We start from the raw sequence: 20,756 nt of genomic DNA on the forward strand, positions 1-20,756 counted from the left end.
CTTCTATCCCAAAGAGCTGATTAGCAGAGGATATGTACGCTGCAATGGTATTCCATCGGGCTGGATGCCAGGCACAGCCACTCGTTATGTAAAAGAAACATTCTCCTGTAAACCATATTGATGAGCGACCTTTTTTATTTGAAGTCGCCTGTCGGTTTTTGGAATTCCTTTAATCGCTCATCACGCAGTAATTAACTAAACAGAAACTATTATGGACGACTTAACCCTGCGTTATTACGACGCCGAAATGCGCTACCTGCTGGAAGCCGGTGAAGAGTTTGCCCGCGCTCATCCTGAGCAGGCGGCGATGCTGAATCTTGATAAAGCGGGCGCGCGCGACCCCTATGTGGAGCGCCTGTTTGAAGGCTTTGCCTTCCTGATGGGCCGTCTTCGTGAAAAGCTCGATGACGACCTGCCTGAACTGACCGAAGGGCTGGTCAGCCTGTTGTGGCCGCATTACCTGCGCACCATTCCGTCCATGTCGGTGGTGGAGTTCACCCCCGACTGGCGTGAAATGAAAGAGCAGATGCGTATTGTCAAAGGTTTCGAGGTGAACTCGCGGCCGATCGGTGAGAAGGGCACGCGCTGCCGGTACACCACCACCAAAGAGATAACCCTTCAGCCGCTGTCGCTGGAGCACGTTCGCCTGTCGACTGACCCTGACGGGCGGTCGGTCATCAGCCTGCGCTTTAATTGTAGCCATCTTGCAGACTGGAGCCGTATGGATCTCAGCCAGATCCCGTTCTACTTCAACGCTGACGCACCGCTGGCCTGCGCCATGCACGAAGCCTTTACCATGAACGCTGCGCGTCTGTGGCTGCGGATGCCGGGTGACGTGGACAGAAGACCGCTCGACGGGTATTTCGCCGCGCTGGGGTTTGGAGATGATGACGGGCTGTGGCCGAAGGGTGACAGCAGTTTCAGCGGCTACCAGCTGCTGCTGGAGTATTTCACCTTCCGCGAGAAGTTCATGTTCACGGGCCTACGCGGGCTGGAGACCGTGGTCTTTCCGGCCGAGCTCCCATGGTTTGAAATCGACGTGGTGCTGGCGGAACGCTGGGAGCATGACTTCAGCTTTACCGAAAAGCATCTGCGTCTGAACTGTGTACCGGTGATTAACCTGTTCCCGCTGGAATCCGATCCGCTGACGCTCAATTCTCTGCAAACCGAATACATGCTGCGTCCGATGCGCGTCCAGGATGGTCATACCGAGATTTACGCGGTGGATTCGGTGATGTCATCGAGCCAGCATACCTACGTGCCGTTCTCGAGCTTTCGCCACAAAGGCGGAATGATGCGCCATGAAGCGCCGGAGTATTACTACCACACCCGCGTGCGCCGCGGCCCGTCCGGGCTGCATAACACCTGGCTTATCCTCGGCGGCGAAGCCTTTGACAATCACACGGTGCCGGAAGATGAAAGCCTGTCGCTGACGCTCACCGGTACCAATGGCCAGTTACCGCGCCGCGCACTGCAGAGCACGGTGCTCGATACGGTGATGAAAACCACCTCGACCAGCATAGCCGTACGTAATCTGTGTGCCCCTACGCTTCCCTGTTACCCGCCGGCTCAGGACCGGTTTCACTGGCGCGTGCTGAGCCACCTCGGTAGCGGTTTTCTCTCGATGATGGATAATGCCGATGTGCTGCGTGGCACGCTGGCGCTGTATGAGTGGACGGACAGTGAGATGAACCGCCGCCGTCTGGAGGCGATTATCGACGTGAAGCACAGCGAAACGGAGCGTTTTGAGCAGGGCTACCTGGTGCGCGGCGTACAGATTGAAGTGACACTGGACAGCCACGGTTTTGCCGGACGGGGCGATATCTGCCTGTTTGGCGAGATGCTAAGCCGCTTCTTCGCCCTCTATACCGATATTTACCTGTTTAACCGCCTGATTATTATTCTGCAACCAACCGGAGAGCGTCTGGAATGGGAAGAGAAGCACGACCGCCGCATTCCCGGCTGACCCCACGGCTGGAAGCCGACCTTCACCGGATAAACTTTTACCGTTTATGTCAACTGCTGGAGAAGCGTAATCCGGGCAGGCCGCTGATGGGGTCGACCAGCCATCCCGCTGATGACCCGGTGCGCTTTGCGCCGCACCCGGGGATGGGGTTTCCCGCCAGCGAACTGAAGGCCGTTGAATACGATGAGGATGATGACAGCAGGCCACCGCTCATCCGCACAACCTTTATGGGGATGTACGGCGTCGACTCACCCTTGCCAACGGCCTATCTCGATGACATCACCCAGCGCCGGGAAGGGCACGAGGCGCTGCAAGGGTTTCTCGATATCTTCAGCCACCGCATCCTGACACAGTTTTATCGCATCTGGCGAAAATATTCCTACCCGGCCACATTTGAACCCGGTGGCACCGACTGCATCTCACAGTCGCTGCTGGGCCTGGTGGGGCTGGGCATACCAGGCACAGCAGAGCATATTGCCACCCCGGTATCCCGCTTTCTGGCTCTGCTGGGAGTGTTGCAGCAACCGTGTAAAACCCAGGAGGGGATGCAGGCGCTGGTGAGCTTGCTGGCACCGGACACTGTGGTGCTGGTCAGTCCGTACTGTCTGCGGCCGGTGGAAGTCAGTCAGCCGCTGGGTTTTTACGGGGATGAGGATTTTCTGCTGGATGGCAACACGGCGCTTGGCGACGAGGCGATGGATGCCAACAGCCAGTTGCTGATTGCGCTTTCAACGGATAACGAGCGGGAAGCGCAGGGCTGGAAGCCGGATGGCCTGCTGTACCAGGATCTCCTGGTGATGCTGCGGGTGTACCTCGGCTGGCGATTCAAGGCCAAAATCACTCTGACCACCGCCACTCGTCTGCTGGCTGCGCCACCGCTCGGCGAAGCTCCCTTCTGGCTCGGCATGAACGGCGTATTGGGTGTGGAAGACGAAGCTCTCCCGGAGGATATTCCACAGACCTTTACGACCGAACTGGGTTACTACGCCGGGCTGGAGCCTGCGACACCACAACAAGGAAACCGACGTGTTACGTACAAGTTTAACTAAAACAGCGCGCTGGCTGTTACCCCTGCTGGCATTCAGCCTAGTGGGGTGCGGGGTGACGCAGGGCATCACCGATGGCACCAAATCGGCATTTAACACCGTGTTCTACAAAAAGATTAAGGTGCTGCACCTGGATTTCACCGCGCGTGAGGCGCTGAATACCGATTCGCGCGAGAGCAACTCGCTGTCTGAGCCGGTGGTGGTCCGTGTCTACCAGCTGAAAGACCGCAAAACCTTCGATAAAACAGTCTACCAACAGTTGCTGAAAGACGGGGAGACCATTCTGAAAGCTGACCTGCTGGCGAGCCGTGATGTGGTGGTGAAGCCGGGGGGGGATGCGAACCTGAATATGCCGATGGAAGCCGATGCACAGTTTGTGGCGGTGGTGGGGCTGTTCCGTCACCCGGATATGGTCAACAACACCTGGAAGCTGGTGATAGGGCGCGAAGACCTTGACCCGGATAAACCGCGCATTCTGGAAGCCGGTAACAATCATCTGACGCTGCAACCTCTCAAGGACAACTGATGCCCCAGGGACATAACACGCCTTCGCTGTATGAAATGCTGACCGGAAATTTTACCGGTGGCCTCGACCTTCATCAGGTCAGCGAGCAGAACCAGGTGATTCTGTCGGTGCTCGACAACATGCAGCGCATTCTTAACTGCCGTGCGGGAACGCTGGCGCATCTGCCGGATTATGGCCTGCCCGATATGACCAGAATCCTGCAGGGCATGCCGGGAACGGCCCATGAGTTGATGGGTACCCTGTCTGCTGTTCTGCTCAAATATGAGCCACGCCTGAAAAAAATAACGGTTGTCCTGCTGGAGCAGCACGTTCCCGGTGAACTGCGCTATGCCATTGATGCTGAGCTTAAGGGCATTGGCCTTGTGCGTTACGGCACCGAGTTTATGCCCGAGGGACGAGTGATGCTGAGACACCTGAAGCAACAGCAGTATATCGATACCACAACCCGTCTGTAAGGCCAGATAGCATCATGTCAGTAAAATCACAGTTTCTCGAAAAATTGCAGACCAGACAGTCTGCTCCGGCTTCATCTGTCAGCAAGACTCAGGCTGATATTGCAGAGTTTCGCCTGCGAATGACACAGCTTCAGGAACAGATGGACGCGTGGCTGGTGGGTACCGGACTGAATGTGGAGACGCTCAGTACACCCGTTACGGACCTGCTGGTTGAGGGGGGAGCATTTGAGATTGCGACCCTCGTTCTGCGTATCGACGACCGGTCAGTAAAATTTGTGCCGGCATTCCTTTATGGTCAGGGTGTAACCGGGTGTGTGGAGGCGACCTTCCATAATGGAGGACTCGTGACGCCACTGGGGCGATTATTTATGCGGTCTGGAACGGTGAACAAGTGGACCTTTACTCCGCCTGGTGCTTTATCCCTCTCTGGGCAGGGTTTTGATGAGAGCACATTTTTTGGTTTGATTCTGGCGCTCCTTCCATAGCTCAGCCGGAATGAGTAATAGGTTGTTTGCCTGTCTGTCATTGCATAATTACCTGGCGAAACAGTTAATGGCTGATGGAGAACAGAGCCACAAAATAACGAATTAAATTACGGATATGGAAATGAGAAAATTAATCTTCCTTCTGGTCTCAGGAATTCTTTTTACGGCACAGGCTGATGCTGCGCGAGGAAGGCAGCCCTGCTCAGGTTCAAAAGGCGGTATAGCGCACTGCACATCGGATGGACGCTTTGTCTGTAATGACGGGAGTCTGAGTCAGTCGAAACGATTCTGCTCCGGATATGTTTCCTCAGAAACCAGCAATCCGGTAAAACCGTCTACGTCCTCCCGCAAAGCGCAGACGAAAAAAGTGCCAACAGCGAAAAAGCAGAAACCGCAACGCGTTGCAGAAAACGACGAACCGGTCAGCACGCAACCCCGACAGCCAACATGCGCTCCCCTCTATATGGTCAACAAGCCCGGATACACCCATTTACCGATTTGCTCAGAGAACCAGTATTAATCGGATATGGCAAAGATTCCCTGCCCGTTGTAAAGATTAAATAGTCAGGATTAAAAGAAGAAAGGAAAAAATAAAACATGGCACGAAGAAAAAAAGATGACAATGCTGCGGGTATTATTCTGGTTATTATTGGCGTAATTGCCTGGGGTATTTATGTTGCGGTAAGAGCATTAATTAATCTGAATGAGCGATTTATTGAATCTGTGTCGAATCCGGCAGGAATACTCGGTCTGTTCTTTGGTTTACTGATAGCCGTTGCGCTGATAATACGGGTTTTCATTTACCGGGGCTTTCGGAAGAAAACAGCAGAGCTCGGACAGGCCGCTTCGGATCTGGCACAGAAAGAGAAAGCCTTTGAAGAAACCGTCAATACTGAAGTAGCTCGAGGTCTGTATCAGGAAAAGAAACAGCTTTCGGGTCAGTGGGATGACTTTCACAATGCCAGAAATAAAGCCTCCCGGGCACTGCAGCGTATTGTGGACTCGGCATATAAATTCAAAGTCAAAACACTGCTTTCCGGTACCACGGTAAATAACTGGCAAAGCAAGTACGACCAGCTCAGGAAGGAGAGAGACGCTTACGCGGCTATCAGCGAAAAAATCACCTTTCTGGAACTTGACGATAATGCCGACTGGGAAGGCGTAAAACAGCAGTTTCTGGATAAGGTTGCCCTGCTGGAAAAAGCGCAGGAAGAAAAGGAATATCAGGCTGAGCTCAAGCGTCAGATGCGGGAAGAAAAACAGCGTCAGGATGAACTGGAGCAGCAGCTGCGAGAAGCGGAAGAGGAGGAACAACGCCTTGCGGAGCAGCAGCGCTTACTGGAAGAAGCCCTGCTCGCCGCTGAAGGTGCTCACAGAGAAGAGCTGGAACGACAGCGCCTGGAGCTGGAGCAGAAAATCCAAGACGTGCATCAGCAGTATGAACGCGCCAAATCCATGGCCCAGCTCACCAGACAGGGACATGTGTATGTGATTTCGAATATCGGCTCTTTCGGTGAAAACGTCTTCAAAATCGGTATGACCCGACGACTGGAGCCTATGGAGCGTGTGAAAGAACTGAGCGGGGCAGCCGTGCCGTTTGATTTTGACGTCCACGCCATGATTTCCTGCGATGACGCTCCTGCGCTTGAAAAGACACTGCATGACCATCTGGAAAGCTACCGGATTAACCGAATCAACCTGCGCAAGGAGTTTTTCCGGGTCGAGCTCAGCAGAATTATTGATGAGGTGGAGCGTCACCACGGGCAGGTTGAATATATTGCTGACCCTGTGGCGCTACAGTATCTGCAGAGTCTCGAATATGCAGAAAGCGAAGCCGCATAAACAATCACTTTCAATAGCTCCTTATATGTCAAATGGATATCTGGTCATGAATGACATTCCCTCCCGTAAAATCAAAACCGGCGGCGACCCGCGCACGCTGCCGGATTATGCTGCCCTGCGCGATGAGCTGAGCAAGCTGTCACATCCGGCACGTCCGGATGTGAACTGGCGTTATGCCGAAAAACTCTGCCTCTCGCTGTTTGAACAAAATGGCGTGGAGCTGCAGACAGCGGCATGGTACACGCTGGCCCGCACGCAACTTGCCGGATTATTCGGTCTCAATGAAGGGCTGGCGATACTGGAAGCCCTGATAAGCCATCAGTGGGGGGTACTCTGGCCGCAGCCGGTACACGCTCGCATGGAAATCCTCAGCGCTCTGAGCCAGCGTATACAACAGCTGATGCGTACTCTCCCACTGAATTACAGTGACCTCAGCCAGCTTTATCGTGCAGAACAGCAGCTTGCCAGCCTGGGGGCGATATTACAGCGCTTGGAGCTCAAACATCTGAGTCAGTTCGATACCTTGCGTACCCTGATGCATAACAGTGCTGTTCGTCTGGAAAACAGTGACGGCGCATCGGGTTCCGGCGTTGTTATTCAGCCCGGAATCGTGCCGTCTGCTGCGACAATGAATGACTTGGGAATATCATCTGAAGCCCACTCAGGTATCCCGATTGCAGAGAAAGATGCACCGGCCAGCCCAGTGAAGTGGGTGTATGTAACGCAACCAGAACACCAGGCGAATGTGGAAGTACTGGCAGCGGTGCCAGCTCCGGAAAAAAAGTGGCATTTCTTCGCCGCCGGGATGTGTTCCATGCTGGTGACAAGTTTGGCAACGGTGTGGGGTTGGCATGTCTTGCACCGACCTGACCCGTTACAGACTCAGTTTGCTGCATCTCTGGCACCGTTACCCGCAATACTCACACCTGAACAGTTGGATATGTTGCGTCAGCAATCCCTGTCATCACAAACAGTGATAGCGCAAACACAACAGCAGCTTGCCCGACTGGATAAATTACCTCCTGACTGGAATATTGCCTACAGTCGGCAGCTTCTGGAACAGGCTCAGTTGCTGTGGCCGGAACAGACTAAACCTCTGGTACAACAATGGCAGCGGCAGTTGAACGCTGCTGGCATACCTGCAGAGAACCTGAATGGCTGGCATCAAGGGATGACGAAGCTACAGCAACTGAGTAACCGGCTGAGCGGGCTGGATGAGCAGAAGGGTAAATACATGACGGTCAGTGAGCTCAAGTCCGTGGTATTTTCCACCATGCAGTCATTTAATCAATCCATACCGGCTGAAGAGCAACTGCGGGCATTATCACAAAATCCTGCTGGAGAACCTTTACCTGCCGCTCTCAGGGCTCAACTGGAGATGCATCTGAAGCAACTGACTACCCGATATGCTGAAATAAAACAGAATGCATCAAAATAAAAACGGTGCTAGTTATGCAGCCAGTTCTGGATACCTGCGACTAATTGTTCGCGCATAGTTCTGGCAAGTTTTCCGGCTTCGGCGATACCGATCTCGGGGTAAATACCTAGCCCTGCGTTACGACGCTTTTGTGTTTGAGGGCTTATAAAACGGAGTACCCATTTTCCGCGCCCCCGTTTTGAGGATGGGTGAAGCGCCAGGCCAGTTACGCTTCCGTGAGGGATAGGTTTGTCGTCCAGTTTGATATTTTTTGCTTTGGTATCGGTGATTACAGCCATGGGCTTTCCTCGAAATCCAGTAGGCCATTTGTTTTGGCTATCAGTGGATTTGATTGAACAGCTTTAAATGAGTGCTGTAAATAACATCATGATATTAAAGATTTAATTGAATTGCGTTGGATTGGATGTGAGATAAGAGGTCTGTTCCTCCGCCATAAATTATGACCCCGTGCTCTTGGATCGCGGGGTTTTTTTATGCTCAGAAAATGGTTCGCCGTGCTCGATCCAAAAAAACCGCCCCGGATGGGGCGGCAGAGTAACAGCGAAAAGTACTAGCGTACCAGGTGCAGGAAGTGCAGGTGTTTCTCGTACTGGTCGAGAATATCGTGAATGATCTGTTCTTGCGTCCAGCCCATCACATCGTAATCCTGGCCCCCTTCTTTCAGGTGGACTTCACCCCGGTAGTACTTATGTTCCTCATCACGTTCCTCGTCTTTCAAGCCCGCCAGAGCAAAGGCCGGTTGAATGTAGGCCCGCAGGCGAACCTCATAGACGAAGTTCAGGTCATCACCCAAATCGACTTCGAAACGGATGCGATCGTCCTGTGAATCATCAATAGAGGAAGTGGTGTTTTGCTTGGCTAATTCAGCTTCTACCAGCGCCATGGCCGGTTGAACCACCTCACTGACAAAGCGTTTTACCTGAGAACGTTTCGGGAAGTAGGCGATATTGCGTAACCGCCGTTGCCAAGAAATCGGGTTGCGTGCGGCGGTCGGTGCAATAGTGGTCATCACCTGGCTGTCACGCTTATAGGCGTCGATGCGCAAGGCCTTTAACAGCCCGTAGATAGACATCAGCAATATCATCGAGAACGGCAGGGCACTGGCGATGGTGACGGTTTGCAGTGCGCTCAGCCCACCGGCGAGCAGCAAGGCAATGGCGACCAGGCCCATCATGCCGGCCCAGAAAATCCGCTGCCAGACCGGAGTTTGGTCGGTCCCCCCGGAAGCCAGAGTATCTACCACCATCGCTCCCGAATCCGCTGAGGTGACGAAGAAGACTACCACCATGGCCATGGCGATAAATGACAAGATATTAGAGAATGGGAAATGTTCCAGGAAGTTGAACAGTGCCAGTGCTACGTCATTTTGCACCGTGTTAGCCAAATCTCGCGCACCTTCGACCATGATCAGATTAATGGCACTGTTACCGAACACGGTCATCCACAGCAGCGTAAAGCCCGCGGGGACGAAAAGCACGCCGGTAACGAATTCACGGATGGTACGTCCACGTGAAACGCGGGCGATAAACATGCCGACGAAAGGCGACCAAGACAACCACCAGCCCCAATACAGCAGCGTCCAACCGCCCAGCCAGTTACTGGATTTCGGCTCATAGGCATACAGGTTAAAAGTCTTGCTGACGATGTCAGAGAGATAACCGCCGGTATTTTCGACAAAGGATTTTAACAACAGCACGGTCGGGCCGAGCGCAGCCACCAGCACCAGCAGCAACACCGCCAGGCCGAGGTTCAATTCGGACAGAATTCGGATGCCTTTATCCAGTCCGGAAACCACTGACAGCGTAGCCAGGCCGGTGATCACCACGATCAGAACCACCTGCACCGTTGCGTTGATCGGCAAGCCAAACAGGTGGTTAAGGCCGGCGTTAACCTGCAACACACCGTAGCCCAGCGAGGTGGCGACACCGAACACGGTACCAATCACCGCAAAAATATCTACCGCGTGGCCAATCGGCCCATAAATGCGATCGCCGATAATAGGATATAGCGCGGAACGCAGCGTCAGTGGCAGGCCGTGGCGATAGCTGAAGAAGGCCAGGATCAGCGCCACGATAGCGTAGATTGCCCAGGCATGCAGGCCCCAGTGGAAGAAGGTTAGGCGCATGGCCTGTTTAGCCGCTTCCACTGTTTCCGGCGTTCCGATTGGGGGGGAAAGATAATGCATTACGGGTTCGGCGACGCCAAAGAACATCAGGCCAATGCCCATCCCGGCGGAAAACAGCATGGCGAACCATGAAACATAGCTAAAGTCTGGCTGGGCGTGATCCGGCCCGAGCTTGATATTGCCGTAACGCGACAATCCCAGGTAGGTCACGCTCATCAGGATCAGTGCCACCGCCAGAATATAAAACCAGCTGGCGTTAGTGAAAATACCCTGTTGCAACGCTTTGAATTTGCGATCGGCCAACTCTGGGTAAAAGGCGGCAAAGGCCACCAGGACGATGATTAAAGCGGCAGAGATAAAAAATACCGGAGGATTGATATGGCTACGACGTGCCACAATTTCAGTGTCGTTTTGGCTCATAGAATACCTTCTAGCTAGTCCGTTAGGAGTGAGGGTTTATCCGTTAAAACAGCTCCATAAAAAGTGGGCGAAACAGGCTGCCCGAGAAATCTAACCTGGCGAGTATAGCGGAAAAACGGGGCTATTAACATTTTTTGGTTGAAACGGCTATTTTAAGCGGTTTGGTTAGACTTTTTAGCTATATGAAAAAAGAGCCTGTGAGAAAGGGTAATCCGCTCTTTTCGAAGGGAAAAACGAGTCGGCCAAACCGGCAATAACAGCAACTGGACAAACAAAGCCTCTGGTGGGGAATCGGAGGCCGTGCAAGATGCCGCTGGCGGCAGGGTAGAGCAATTCCTGATAGAAATGCCTATAACAGCGGCCCTGAACCCGGGGGATAGGTCGTTGACTATTGATCGGGACAATGCAGAGGGTAAAATAGACTGACGCGATCGCGTTTAACTCTTTCATGGAGATAGAGATGACCTGGTATCAAATAGCATTGTGGACCATGATTTTTCTGAAGTCCGGTGCGTTTCTGGTGTTCGTTTGGTGGTGGATGTTCAAACGTGCCACCAAACCTTATGTTCGTCCGCAAGATGTTGTCATTGATGAAACACCGGATGATGAAAATCTGACCATGGAAGAAGTGATGAAGAAACACGGCATCACCCGTGTGGAAAATCAAACTCAATAAAAGCGAACTATGCCGAATTCCTCAGGATGAAGGCAGAAACTATCCTTGCGTGGCTTGCGGCCAAACCTGCAAGCCGGGGATAGCTCCCCAACCTGCAATCACAGGATTTAACGCTGTTTTCTTCCCACCAGCCAGACCAGGATGAGCAAGGCCAGTACCGCCACGCTGATTGCCGGAGCCATATAAGGCTGTAGGCTGGCCAGCAGCGGGATCGGGCCACCTTGCCGCAATAGGTTGACGTCCGTGGCGCTGACCTTAACCGCCGGATTGCCATACTGTTGCAGGACATAGTTGCTGATAGCACCGATCTGCTGGTCGTTCAACGCCGAACCGAATCGCTGAGATCAGGTTGGCCGGGTTACCGGAACCGGTGGCCGTGTTATTGAACAGAGAAGGGTAAGCCTGATTTTTACTGCCGCTGCCGTCCGGCTGGTGGCAATTGGCGCAGTTGCCGCTAAACAACGTGGCACCATTGCTCAGGGTGTTATTGGCCATGGCCGACGGTACCGGTATACCAGGCGGTGATAATCGCGGTGACCACATCCTGCAAGCCGGCCTGAACGGCCTGTTGCTAAACTTGCGTAGTGAACTGGGCATTCTGATTATGCAGTGCAGTATGTATTTACAGTGAAATTAACTTATCGCAACGAAACGAATACAATAATGAAACACATTCACGTTACGAATGTGTCAGCGTTGGTACAGCAACGTTGAGGAAAAACAGGCGATACGGCGACAGGGCGGCGAAGGTATCAAAAACGCCAAAAAGCTCGGGAGCACAAAATCAGTATAGGGTAGATCTCAAGGCGGCCCAGCAACATCGCCGAGCACATTAACCATTTGGCCGCATCGCTGAGCGTACCAAACCCGGCGGCGGTTTCACCAAAGCCTAATCCCATATTATTAATACAGGCGGCGACGGTAGCGAAGGAAGTGACCAGGTCATAGCCCATCAGGTTCAGCAGCCAGACGAAGAAACAGCTGAAGAAGACATACAGAAAGAAGAAGCTCCAGACCGAACGCAACACGCGATCCTGAATCGGCGCGTTGCCAACTTTGATGGTGAAAATGGCGTTGGGATGAACCAGTTGGTTGATCTCATGCCGGCTCTGCTTATACATGATCAGAAAACGCAGTGCCTTGATACCGCCGCAGGTCGAACCGACACAACCACCAAAAAAACTTGCCGCCAACAGCAACATAATGGTGTGAGAAGGCATTTTGGCATAGTCGGCGGTGGCTAACCCGTTATCGGTCATCATCGAACTGGTGAGGAAAAAACCGTGTACGAAGGAGTCTTTGGCACCGTACATGTCAGAGCGGTACAGCTCGAAACAGACAATCACCACAATAATCGACAGCACCAGCAGGAAAAAACGCAGTTCCGGGTTTCTGTAGAGCGGCTTCAGGCTGCGGCGTCCCACGGCGACGAAATACAGGGTGAAGTTCACCGCAGCCAGGATAGAAAAAATCCCGCCGACCATTTCCACCGCCGAGCTATCGTAAAAGCCCAGGCTCTCATTGCGGGTGGAAAACCCCCCGAGTGAAACGGTAGAAATCCCATGGCAGAGGGCATCAAACCATGGCATGCCCGCAATGCGAAATGCCACCGTGCAGGCCAACCCCAGGCCGAGATAAATCAGCCACAGGTTTTTCGAGGTGTCGGCCAGCCGCGGGGTCAGGCGTTCTTCCTTGAACGGGCCGGGCATTTCCGACTGATAAAGTTTGGCGCCACCAATGCCGAGCAAGGGCAGTACCGCCACGGCTAATACAATGACGCCGAGGCCGCCGATAAAATTGAGCTGGGAGCGGTAGTAGAGGAAAGATTTGGGCAGGCCGGAAACATCATTGAGCACCGAAGCACCGGTGGTGGTGATGCCGGAAACACCTTCGAACATGGCATCGGTCAGGCTGATGTTTAGCGTGTCGTCCATCCATAACGGCAGGGCGCTGACCATGGAAAAAAGCAGCCAGAACAACACAATGATTAAAAAACCGTCCTGCGTGCGCAGCTGTACCCTGGACTGACGGGTGCTAAACCAGCCCAAACCGCCGAGCGAACCGGCAATCACCAGCGTATAGAAGAAAGAAAAAACGCTTTTTTCTTTATACAACAATGCCACCAACAGAGGGGGGATCATGGACAGGCTGTAAAGGAAAACTAAAAAACTGCAAAGATGAATAACGACCAGAATCTGCTTATTCTTGACCATACTTGCGCCCGAGTTGCCTGTCGGCAATGAGTCGATTTATTCTTTAAGTCTATAAAGAATAAGGCAGACGATATAAAAAAGGCGTAAAAATTTATATCGTCTGCGAAGGTTGGCACGTTTTTTAACCTTGTTGGTGTTTATTCCAACAGGTTGTTGACGGTGCGCCGCACGTATTGCGTCATCTGAGCCAGATCTTCGGGCGATACCGGCCCACCGCCAGCACGGACTACCTGCTGTTCTATCTGGGCAATTTCTTGCTCGACCTTATTGGCAATCTGTACCTTGACGATTTTATCCACCGACGAGAGCAGAACCTTCAGCACCACTTTCAGCGCCACATTCTCGCAGAACGAATCGTAGTGATGAACCGCAGGCGGCGTCACAGGTGGTTCGGGTGCGCGTGGGGCCAGAGCCTTGAAACTGTCTACATTTTCAATAATAAGATCCATGTCTCTTATTAGTTCATCAAAATCTTTAGACACTGACTTATTTCCCTTCGCTATGCGCAAAAACAGAACGCCCGTCATCAGGGCACGGGGCGGTGATTGACGGGCAGAACGAATTTCGACCGTGACGTTCAGGTAGTGAATGGCAGGCTGAGCGGCATTTTAACCTTGCTGTGGGTTGGCAACAAGATGGGGTCGAAGGAATCAACGACCCCGTAGTGCAGGTAACAGAAGGTTATCGCTTAACTTTTCAGCTTGGCGGTGATTTTTGCCACGTGTTCGCCCTGGTAGCGGGCAATGGTCAGTTCTTCCTGGCTCGGCTGGCGTGAGCCGTCCCCCCCGGCGATGGTGGTTGCGCCATAAGGCGTACCGCCACGCGTTTGGGAGACGTCAAACAGTTCCGGGGTGGCGTAACCGATCGGCACAATAATAAAGCCATGGTGCGCCAGGGTGGTCCAGGTGGAGGTAATGGTATGTTCCTGCCCGCCGCCGGTACCGGTGGAGGAGAAGACGCTGCCCACTTTGCCGTATAGTGCGCCAGAAGCCCACAGGCCGCCGGTTTGATCGAGGAAGGTGCGCATTTGCCCGGCCATATTGCCAAAGCGGGTCGGCGTCCCGAAGATAATGCCATCGTAATCGGCCAACTCCTGTGGGCTGGCCACCGGTGCTTTTTGATCTTGTTTACCACCGGCTTTGGCAAAGGCTTCTGCCGCAATGGTTTCCGGCACGCGTTTCAGGGTCACTTCAACGCCACTGACCCGGCGAGCGCCTTCCGCTACCGCCTCCGCTAAGGTTTCAATATGTCCGTACATCGAGTAATAAAGGACCAATATTTTCGCCATGTTCCATTCTCCGCTTTGGTGATTGAACGATATGCCCCCCTAAGCATAGAAGTGAATGCTGAACTTATCTTCGCGGCATTATTTTATTCCGGCCAATGCCAACAATGTGCCGAAGGTAATCAGCAGGCTACCGAAGACTCTGTCGATACCTTTGCGCATACGCAGCAGGCGCGTATTGATGCGGGGTGCGGAAAACAGCAGCGCGACGGCACTGAACCAGAAAATATGGGCAAGTGAAATAAACAGCCCATAGCCGATTTGTACGCTGAGCGGTGTCTGCGGATTAACCACCTGCATAAACAGGCTGACGATAAAAATGGTGGTTTTCGGGTTTAGCACGTTGGTTAAAAAGCCGGTTTTCAGCGCAACCATATCACTAGCGGCTGTGGGCGAACTGGACGACGGAGCTGCCTGGGCACCGGCGTTACGCAGCATACTGACGCCAAGATAGATCAGATAGGCGGCGCCAATCGCCTTCAGCAGGGTGAATAGCCACAGAGATTGCTGGATTAACACACCGACCCCAATCAGGGTATAAGTGACATGGATCAGTACACCAGCGCCAATGCCACAGGCGGTCACTACCCCGGCGCGGCGGGAAAGCAGCAGACTGTTGCGTGACACCATGGCGAAATCCGGCCCTGGGCTGATGACAGCGAGTAAAGTAATGGTGACGACAGCGAGGAGTTCGGTCATAGTTATCCTATTAATAAATCAGAAGAGAGTCGCTGATTTATAAGAGAAATGGTCGAAGGTGACAAACGATGAAAACTGACAGTACCGGTGAGAAAAACTCACGCAATGCTAACCGCCCGTTATCCTTGGGTGGTTTGCGTTGTTTCGAGGCCGCGGCGCGGCTGGAGAGTTTTACCCAGGCGGCGAACAGCCTGAGTTTGACGCACGGTGCAGTTAGCCGTGCTGTCAGGGGGCTGGAGGATGAACTCGGCGTGATGTTATTTGAGCGCCGTCATAGGCGGGTGTATCTGACGGCGGCGGGTCGTACGTTATTGCAGGCGTCACAACAGGCATTCGGTATTTTGGAGCACAGCGCACAAACGCTGCGGCAGCAGGCGCAGGACGCACCGCTGGTATTGTCCTGTGAGCCGACGCTATTGATGCGCTGGCTGATACCGCGTCTGCCGGCATTTCAGTTGGCACACCCGGACATTAACCTGCAACTGGTGGCTGGTGGTGGGCCGTTTTCGTTTCACGATGGGATTAACGCCGCTATCCGTCGCAATGATTTTGACTGGGACGACAAGCTGAACAGCGTGACGTTGTTCAACGAACGGGTCGGGCCGGTGTGCAAACCTGAAATGCTACGGCGTTTCGTTACCGCCAAGGGTGGCCAGCCGCAGTTGAGTCAAGACGCGGTGTTATTGCACTCGGCCACCCGCCCCGATGCCTGGCTACAGTGGGCACACGTGCAGGGCGTCGCGCTGGTGGGGCGTTCGGAACAACGCTTTGATCATTTTTACTTCAGTTTACAGGCGGCGGTGGCGGGGATAGGCATTGCCATCGGCCCGTGGCAGCAGGTACGTGATGATGTCGCTAACGGGTTGCTGTGCGCACCTTTTGGCTTTTCGTCGGACGGCAGCGGTTACTGTTTGCTGACGCCGCAAGAAATCCGGCCGGGCAGTGCGCTGGCCCGGTTGGCGGATTGGCTACAGCTTATGGCATGCGCCTGAGTTTTTCTGCCAACCGTTGTTGTTGCCAGCGACGGAAAACATCACGCAACAGCAGGGGCCTCATGGCACGCAAGACGAGCGCGATGCTCATGCCGCCGATGGCCCACAGTGACCACAGATCTTGCGGATGGGTAAACCAGTTGATGGCAAACTGCTGTTCTCCAAAATGAACGTTCACTGAGCACAAGTGTAGGGGCTGCCACCCTCGGCCGCCACGACAGTAGCATGACATGGGGACGACAGAGGGGTGACAGCCTGCTGAAAATGCGGGCTGACGTGGCGACTAGAAGGTGACGTTGCAGATAAAACGTATTGGCAGCTCGCTGCGGTTGGCATAGGCATAGTGCTGATCGCTGTTGAACACCTGGGTTTGTCCGGCCTCCAGTGTCAGGGTTTGCTGTTCCAGTACCAGCGTCAGGCTACCGACGATCACGTAGATAATTTCGCTCCAGCCTTCGGCATCCGGCACTGAGTCGTAGTGCTCGCCCGGCATTAGCGTCCATTCCCAGAGTTCAACCCGCTGGCGCGCAGGCACGCTGGCAGCGAACAGCGCCTGACTTGCCGGTTGTACTCCCTGCCAGGCCAATTCACCCACCAAATGGCTGCCGCGCGCTTCGGGCGCCTGGATCAGATCGGTGAAGGCGATATTCAGGGCGTCGGCCAGCTTGTCCAGCACCGCCAAACTAACGTTACGGTCACCGGCCTCAATACCGGCCAGCATGCGGCGGCTGACGTCAGATTTTTCTGCCAACGCCACCTGGCTAAGCCCCGCCTGCTGGCGATAACCGCGCAGGTTGCTGCTCAGGTATTGCAGTACCTTGGGAGCTTCATGTTTACCGTTGTTCACTGTATTGCCCATCCACTGGCTTTACCTCATACTGGCAGGATCTGTGCATTATATTGCACCCAGCAGGAAGGGCAAGCCGGTGTCCGTAGTAAAAAAATCCTTTATTTCCACGTACATTCCCAAGATAAAGCGACAGGAAGCGGTGCTGATTTTCATCACCATGATCTGGGGCGGCACCTTTTTGGCGGTGCATCTTGCCATGCAGGTCAGCGGGCCGTTCTTTTTCGTTGGCTTGCGATTTGCCGCAGCCACGCTGGTACTGGTGTTGTTTTCGCTGCGCAGTTTGCGTGGGCTGACCTGGTATGAGCTGAAAGCGGGCGTGTTTATTGGCGTTGCCATTATGTTCGGCTACGGTCTGCAAACTGTGGGGCTACAAACCATCAGCAGCAGTCAGTCGGCGTTTATTACCGCCATGTATGTGCCTATGGTGCCGCTGCTGCAGTGGTTGGTGTTGGGCCGTTTTCCCGGTGTGATGGCCTGGGTCGGTGTGTTACTGGCCTTCACCGGCCTGATGCTGCTGGCAGCGCCGAGCAGCAGCGATATGACGCTCAGCGTGGGCGAGATACTGACGCTGATTGGCACCTTGGGCATGGCCGCCGAGATCATTTTGATTGGTGCCTATGCGGGCAAGGTCAATGTCAAGCGGGTGACGGTGGTGCAATTGGCTACCGCCTCAGTGGCCTCGTTCCTGATGATGGTGCCTACCGGTGAGTCGGTACCGCCGTATAGCAGCTACTTGTTGTACAGCGCGCTGGGGCTGGGGCTCGCCAGTGCCATCATTCAAGTGACGATGAACTGGGCGCAACGCAGCGTTTCGCCAACGCGTGCCACGGTCATCTATGCCGGGGAGCCGGTCTGGGCCGGGTTGGTCGGGCGTATTGCCGGCGAGCGTTTGCCCGGTGTCGCCCTGTTGGGGTGCGCACTGATCGTGCTGGGGGTGCTGGTTAGCGAACTGCGTATTCGCCGCAAAGAGAAAGCGGCGGCGTTGGCCGAATAAGACCAGCGCCGTTTAATTAACGTACGGTACTGTCTGCCAGCGGCAGCGCTTTACGCTTGCGCAGCAGGGCATTAAGGATAATGGCGCCGAAAGTGGCGGTGCCTATCCCACCCATGGTGAAGTTGCCAATAGTCAGTGCAAAATCGCCCGCACCCAGTACCAGGGTGACGGCAACCATAATCAGGTTGCCGTTATCGCCCAGATCTACTTTGTTCTGCACCCAGATGCGCGCGCCGGCGACGGCGATCAGACCGAACACCACCACCGAGGCACCGCCCAAAACCGGGCCGGGAATGGTGTGGATCAGCGCGCCGAACTTCGGTGAAAACCCCAGTACAATCGCTACCAACGCCGCCGCGATAAACACCAGCGTAGAGTAAATTTTGGTCACTGACATCACGCCGATATTCTCGGCATAGGTGGTCACCCCGGTACCGCCCACTGAACCTGAGAGCATGGTCGCCAGTCCATCCCCGACGAAGGCACGGCCGATATAAGGATCGAGATCGCGACCGGTCATGCCCGCCACCGCTTTGACATGCCCGAGGTTTTCCGCCACCAGAATGATTGCCACCGGGGCGATCAGCAACATGGCGTGCAGGTGAAACACCGGCGTGGTGAACTGTGGCAGGCCGAACCAGGCTGCCTGACTTAGTGCGCTGTAATCCACCGGTTTGCCAAGCCCAAAGCCGTTGGTGGTTATCACGTAGATTAAATAGGCGGCGAGCAATCCCACCAGGATCAACAGCCGTTGCATCAGCCCGCGGGTAAATACCGCGACCGAGCCAATACACAAAATAGTGGTCACCGCCATCCAACTGTCAAAGCTGGAAGCTGAAACGCTGCGCACCGCGATAGGTGCCAGGTTAAGGCCAATCGCCATCACTACTGCACCGGTCACCACCGGCGGCATCAGGCGTTCGATCCAACGGGTACCTACGCTCATCACCACCAGGCCGATCAGCAGGTACACCAAGCCACAGGCGATAATACCGCCAAGCGCCAGCGCAATATTCGGGTTAGCGCCCTGGCCACTGTAGCCGGTCAGGGTGATTACCAGCCCGACAAACGCCGCGCTGGAACCGAGATAACTTGGTACCCGGCCGCCAACCACCAGGAAAAACAGCAGCGTGCCGATGCCGGACATCAGAATGGCCAGATTGGCGTCAAAGCCCATCAGCAGCGGCATCAGTACCGTGGCACCAAACATCGCCACCGCATGTTGCAACCCCATCACCAGCGTTTGTGCCAGCGAAAGCCGTTCATCGGGCGCAACAATCGAACCGTCCAGACTGCCTTGTTTCAGGCGCCATTGGGGAAACCAGGTCTTCGCCATCGTTATCTCCAAAATTTTAGGGTGTAGGTGAATGGGTTTGAGCGGGTTATGCGCCGCTCATTGTTTCAACAGCGAGTGGTAGCGCCGGTCGAAATAGGCCAGGCCGTGGCTGTCGTCATTACGCGTCAGTGCCACCGCCTGGCAGAACAAAATGTCGTGGGTGCCGACGCTGACAATCTGGCCGATCTGGCAGTCGAATGAGACCACCGCCCCGTGCAAAATGGGGGAGCCGGTCGCCAGCGTAGACCAGCGTGCAGCAGAGAAACGCAGGTCCATCGGGGTTTTACCGCCGAACAGATTCGACAGCGACTCGTGTTCCGCGGCCAGCGTATTGACGCACAGCGTTTGGTTTTGTTTGAACACCGAATAGACAGACGCGGAACGGTTAAGGCACACCAACAAGGTTGGTGGCGTGTCGGTGACGCTGCAGACTGCCGAAGCGGTAAAACCGGCTCGGCCGGCAGGGCCATCGGTAGTGATGATATTGACCGCCGATCCCAGGCGTGCCATGGCGTCGCGGAAGTCCTGTTTTTCTACAGACGGCGGCTGTAGTGGCGTATTGGAAAGCAGCGTTTGGCTTTGCATATTGTGTCTCCGGGCTAGGGTTGCAGGTGGGCTTGGGCGTATTGCGTTTTCAACAGCCAACCCAGCAGGATGCGGTTAAAGTGCTCGGTGTTGGTCACGCTCATGGCATGACCCCCGTAGGCCATCTCGGCCAGTTCGCCGTTCGGCAGGCTGGCCGCCAATTGATGCGAGCAGTGGTAGGGCACCAGCAAATCGTCGCGGGAGCACAGCGCCAGGGTCGGCGTGGTGATGTCCGCCAAATGTGGACGGAAATCGGTGTTCATCAAGGCATGCAGACGGCGCAGCAGGTTTTCGGTGCCCTGAAAATGCGCGGTCTGATGCTGCAACTCTTCATCCAGCAAACTCTGGTGGTGCGACAGCCAGTCGGCGGGGAACAGGAACAGCGGTTGGGCACGCACGTAGGCTTCCACGCCGCTGTTGAGCAGCAGATCCTGACGTACTTTAAAGCAGCGCTGTGTCTGGCTGTCCAACGCCGACCAGCCGTTAACCACCACCAGCTTTTCGACCCGTTGCGGATACGTGAGCGCCAGTTGCAAGCCAATCATCCCGCCGAGTGCATGGCCGACGAAGTAGCAGCGTTCTACATTGAGTGAGCGTAGCAACTGCGCCACCTCATCAGCCATGTCGGCCATGCTGTAGCCATTCGGCACGCTGCCCTTGCTGTGTGCGGTACCGAAGTGATCGTAAACCACCACCCGGAAATACTCACTCAGCGCGTTAATCTGCGGTTGCCAAAAACTGCCTGCGCCACCCAGCCCGGCAGACAGCACCAGCGTGGGTGCCAACGGCGTGTCTTTTCCCAAAATCTCAAAATACATGCTCA

At 54.6% G+C, this 20,756-nt stretch carries 22 protein-coding genes and 2 pseudogenes; 12 read left to right on the top strand and 12 right to left on the bottom strand.

The features are described from left to right. The first annotated feature begins 211 nt into the window (after positions 1-211). The 8 genes from tssF (at position 212) to ACUTQ5_RS07700 (ending at position 7,758) form a co-directional block, all read left to right on the top strand. Entirely contained in the window at positions 212-1,966 is a 1,755-nt protein-coding gene (tssF, locus tag ACUTQ5_RS07665) for a type VI secretion system baseplate subunit TssF (RefSeq protein ID WP_445650762.1), read from the top strand. Next, the gene (gene tssG, locus ACUTQ5_RS07670; protein WP_445650763.1) at positions 1,930-3,015 is read left to right on the top strand and encodes a type VI secretion system baseplate subunit TssG; all 1,086 of its coding nucleotides are present in this window, start codon (positions 1,930-1,932) and stop codon (positions 3,013-3,015) included. The genes tssF and tssG overlap by 37 nt, the downstream gene beginning before the upstream one ends. Further along, positions 2,993-3,538 (top strand): type VI secretion system lipoprotein TssJ, encoded by a 546-nt coding sequence (tssJ, locus tag ACUTQ5_RS07675; protein ID WP_445650764.1) that lies wholly within the window; start codon positions 2,993-2,995, stop codon positions 3,536-3,538. Before tssG ends, tssJ begins: the two co-directional genes overlap by 23 nt. Next, a complete protein-coding gene (gene tssE, locus ACUTQ5_RS07680) occupies positions 3,538-3,993 on the top strand; it encodes a type VI secretion system baseplate subunit TssE (RefSeq protein ID WP_445650765.1) in 456 nt (151 codons plus the stop codon). Before tssJ ends, tssE begins: the two co-directional genes overlap by 1 nt. Positions 3,994-4,007: 14 nt before the next feature. After that, complete coding sequence (locus ACUTQ5_RS07685; RefSeq protein WP_445650766.1) at positions 4,008-4,478, top strand: hypothetical protein; 471 nt, start codon at positions 4,008-4,010, stop codon at positions 4,476-4,478. 121 nt (positions 4,479-4,599) lie between these two features. After that, positions 4,600-4,998 (top strand): YdcA family protein, encoded by a 399-nt coding sequence (locus tag ACUTQ5_RS07690; protein WP_445650767.1) that lies wholly within the window; start codon positions 4,600-4,602, stop codon positions 4,996-4,998. A 77-nt stretch (positions 4,999-5,075) separates the two neighbouring features. Further along, complete coding sequence (locus ACUTQ5_RS07695) at positions 5,076-6,320, top strand: GIY-YIG nuclease family protein (protein ID WP_445650768.1); 1,245 nt, start codon at positions 5,076-5,078, stop codon at positions 6,318-6,320. 46 nt (positions 6,321-6,366) lie between these two features. Next, a complete protein-coding gene (locus ACUTQ5_RS07700; protein WP_445651141.1) occupies positions 6,367-7,758 on the top strand; it encodes a VasL domain-containing protein in 1,392 nt (463 codons plus the stop codon). Positions 7,759-7,790: 32 nt separating this feature from the next. On the opposite strand, the pseudogene ACUTQ5_RS07705 reads toward ACUTQ5_RS07700, so the two are convergent. Further along, a pseudogene (locus ACUTQ5_RS07705) lies at positions 7,791-8,036 on the bottom strand (Arm DNA-binding domain-containing protein); the annotation flags it as partial. Positions 8,037-8,308: 272 nt separating this feature from the next. Next, on the bottom strand, positions 8,309-10,303 hold the full coding sequence (betT, locus tag ACUTQ5_RS07710; protein ID WP_445650769.1) for a choline BCCT transporter BetT: 1,995 nt from the start codon (positions 10,301-10,303) through the stop codon (positions 8,309-8,311). A gap of 460 nt (positions 10,304-10,763) precedes the next feature. Between betT and ACUTQ5_RS07715 the strand changes: the two genes are divergently transcribed. Further along, positions 10,764-10,979 (top strand): hypothetical protein, encoded by a 216-nt coding sequence (locus ACUTQ5_RS07715; protein ID WP_012006231.1) that lies wholly within the window; start codon positions 10,764-10,766, stop codon positions 10,977-10,979. Between the two features lie 107 nt (positions 10,980-11,086). On the opposite strand, the pseudogene ACUTQ5_RS07720 reads toward ACUTQ5_RS07715, so the two are convergent. Beyond that, positions 11,087-11,471: pseudogene (locus ACUTQ5_RS07720) on the bottom strand (c-type cytochrome); the annotation flags it as partial. Between ACUTQ5_RS07720 and ACUTQ5_RS07725 the strand changes: the two are divergent. Beyond that, positions 11,419-11,610, top strand: coding sequence for a hypothetical protein (locus ACUTQ5_RS07725; RefSeq protein ID WP_445651155.1), 192 nt, complete (start codon positions 11,419-11,421; stop codon positions 11,608-11,610). The pseudogene ACUTQ5_RS07720 and the gene ACUTQ5_RS07725 sit on opposite strands and share 53 nt — an antisense overlap. Positions 11,611-11,731: 121 nt before the next feature. Here the strand turns inward: ACUTQ5_RS07725 and ACUTQ5_RS07730 are convergent, their stop codons facing one another. From ACUTQ5_RS07730 to ACUTQ5_RS07745, 4 genes are all read right to left on the bottom strand, one after another. Next, positions 11,732-13,192 (bottom strand): TrkH family potassium uptake protein, encoded by a 1,461-nt coding sequence (locus ACUTQ5_RS07730; RefSeq protein WP_445650770.1) that lies wholly within the window; start codon positions 13,190-13,192, stop codon positions 11,732-11,734. A 137-nt stretch (positions 13,193-13,329) separates the two neighbouring features. After that, positions 13,330-13,641, bottom strand: a complete 312-nt coding sequence (locus tag ACUTQ5_RS07735; RefSeq protein WP_017892346.1) for a hypothetical protein — start codon at positions 13,639-13,641, stop codon at positions 13,330-13,332. 239 nt (positions 13,642-13,880) lie between these two features. Then, a complete protein-coding gene (wrbA, locus tag ACUTQ5_RS07740; protein ID WP_445650771.1) occupies positions 13,881-14,480 on the bottom strand; it encodes an NAD(P)H:quinone oxidoreductase in 600 nt (199 codons plus the stop codon). Between the two features lie 78 nt (positions 14,481-14,558). Then, entirely contained in the window at positions 14,559-15,176 is a 618-nt protein-coding gene (locus tag ACUTQ5_RS07745) for a LysE family transporter (RefSeq protein WP_445650772.1), read from the bottom strand. A gap of 68 nt (positions 15,177-15,244) precedes the next feature. Here ACUTQ5_RS07745 and ACUTQ5_RS07750 point away from each other — a divergent pair, with 68 nt between their 5' ends. Then, positions 15,245-16,168, top strand: coding sequence for a LysR family transcriptional regulator (locus tag ACUTQ5_RS07750; RefSeq protein WP_445650773.1), 924 nt, complete (start codon positions 15,245-15,247; stop codon positions 16,166-16,168). Here the strand turns inward: ACUTQ5_RS07750 and ACUTQ5_RS07755 are convergent. Beyond that, a complete protein-coding gene (locus tag ACUTQ5_RS07755; RefSeq protein WP_445650774.1) occupies positions 16,152-16,346 on the bottom strand; it encodes a hypothetical protein in 195 nt (64 codons plus the stop codon). The genes ACUTQ5_RS07750 and ACUTQ5_RS07755 overlap by 17 nt on opposite strands. Before the next feature lie 105 nt (positions 16,347-16,451). Next, positions 16,452-17,027 carry a helix-turn-helix domain-containing protein gene (locus tag ACUTQ5_RS07760; RefSeq protein WP_445650775.1) on the bottom strand — a complete coding sequence of 192 codons (576 nt, stop codon included), beginning with the start codon at positions 17,025-17,027 and terminating at the stop codon, positions 16,452-16,454. Positions 17,028-17,094: 67 nt separating this feature from the next. On the opposite strand from ACUTQ5_RS07760, the gene ACUTQ5_RS07765 reads away from it, so the two are divergent. Then, complete coding sequence (locus tag ACUTQ5_RS07765; protein WP_445650776.1) at positions 17,095-18,012, top strand: DMT family transporter; 918 nt, start codon at positions 17,095-17,097, stop codon at positions 18,010-18,012. A 16-nt stretch (positions 18,013-18,028) separates the two neighbouring features. On the opposite strand, the gene rutG is transcribed toward ACUTQ5_RS07765, so the two are convergent. The 3 genes from rutG to rutD are packed head-to-tail and all read right to left on the bottom strand — an operon-like array spanning position 18,029 to position 20,751. After that, positions 18,029-19,348 (bottom strand): pyrimidine utilization transport protein G, encoded by a 1,320-nt coding sequence (gene rutG / locus ACUTQ5_RS07770; RefSeq protein ID WP_445650777.1) that lies wholly within the window; start codon positions 19,346-19,348, stop codon positions 18,029-18,031. A gap of 57 nt (positions 19,349-19,405) precedes the next feature. After that, positions 19,406-19,933, bottom strand: coding sequence for an NADH-dependent FMN reductase RutF (gene rutF / locus ACUTQ5_RS07775; protein WP_445650778.1), 528 nt, complete (start codon positions 19,931-19,933; stop codon positions 19,406-19,408). 14 nt (positions 19,934-19,947) lie between these two features. Then, complete coding sequence (rutD, locus tag ACUTQ5_RS07780) at positions 19,948-20,751, bottom strand: pyrimidine utilization protein D (RefSeq protein ID WP_445650779.1); 804 nt, start codon at positions 20,749-20,751, stop codon at positions 19,948-19,950. Between the last annotated feature and the right edge of the window lie 5 nt (positions 20,752-20,756).

Source organism: Serratia sp. NA_112.1, from assembly GCF_052691715.1.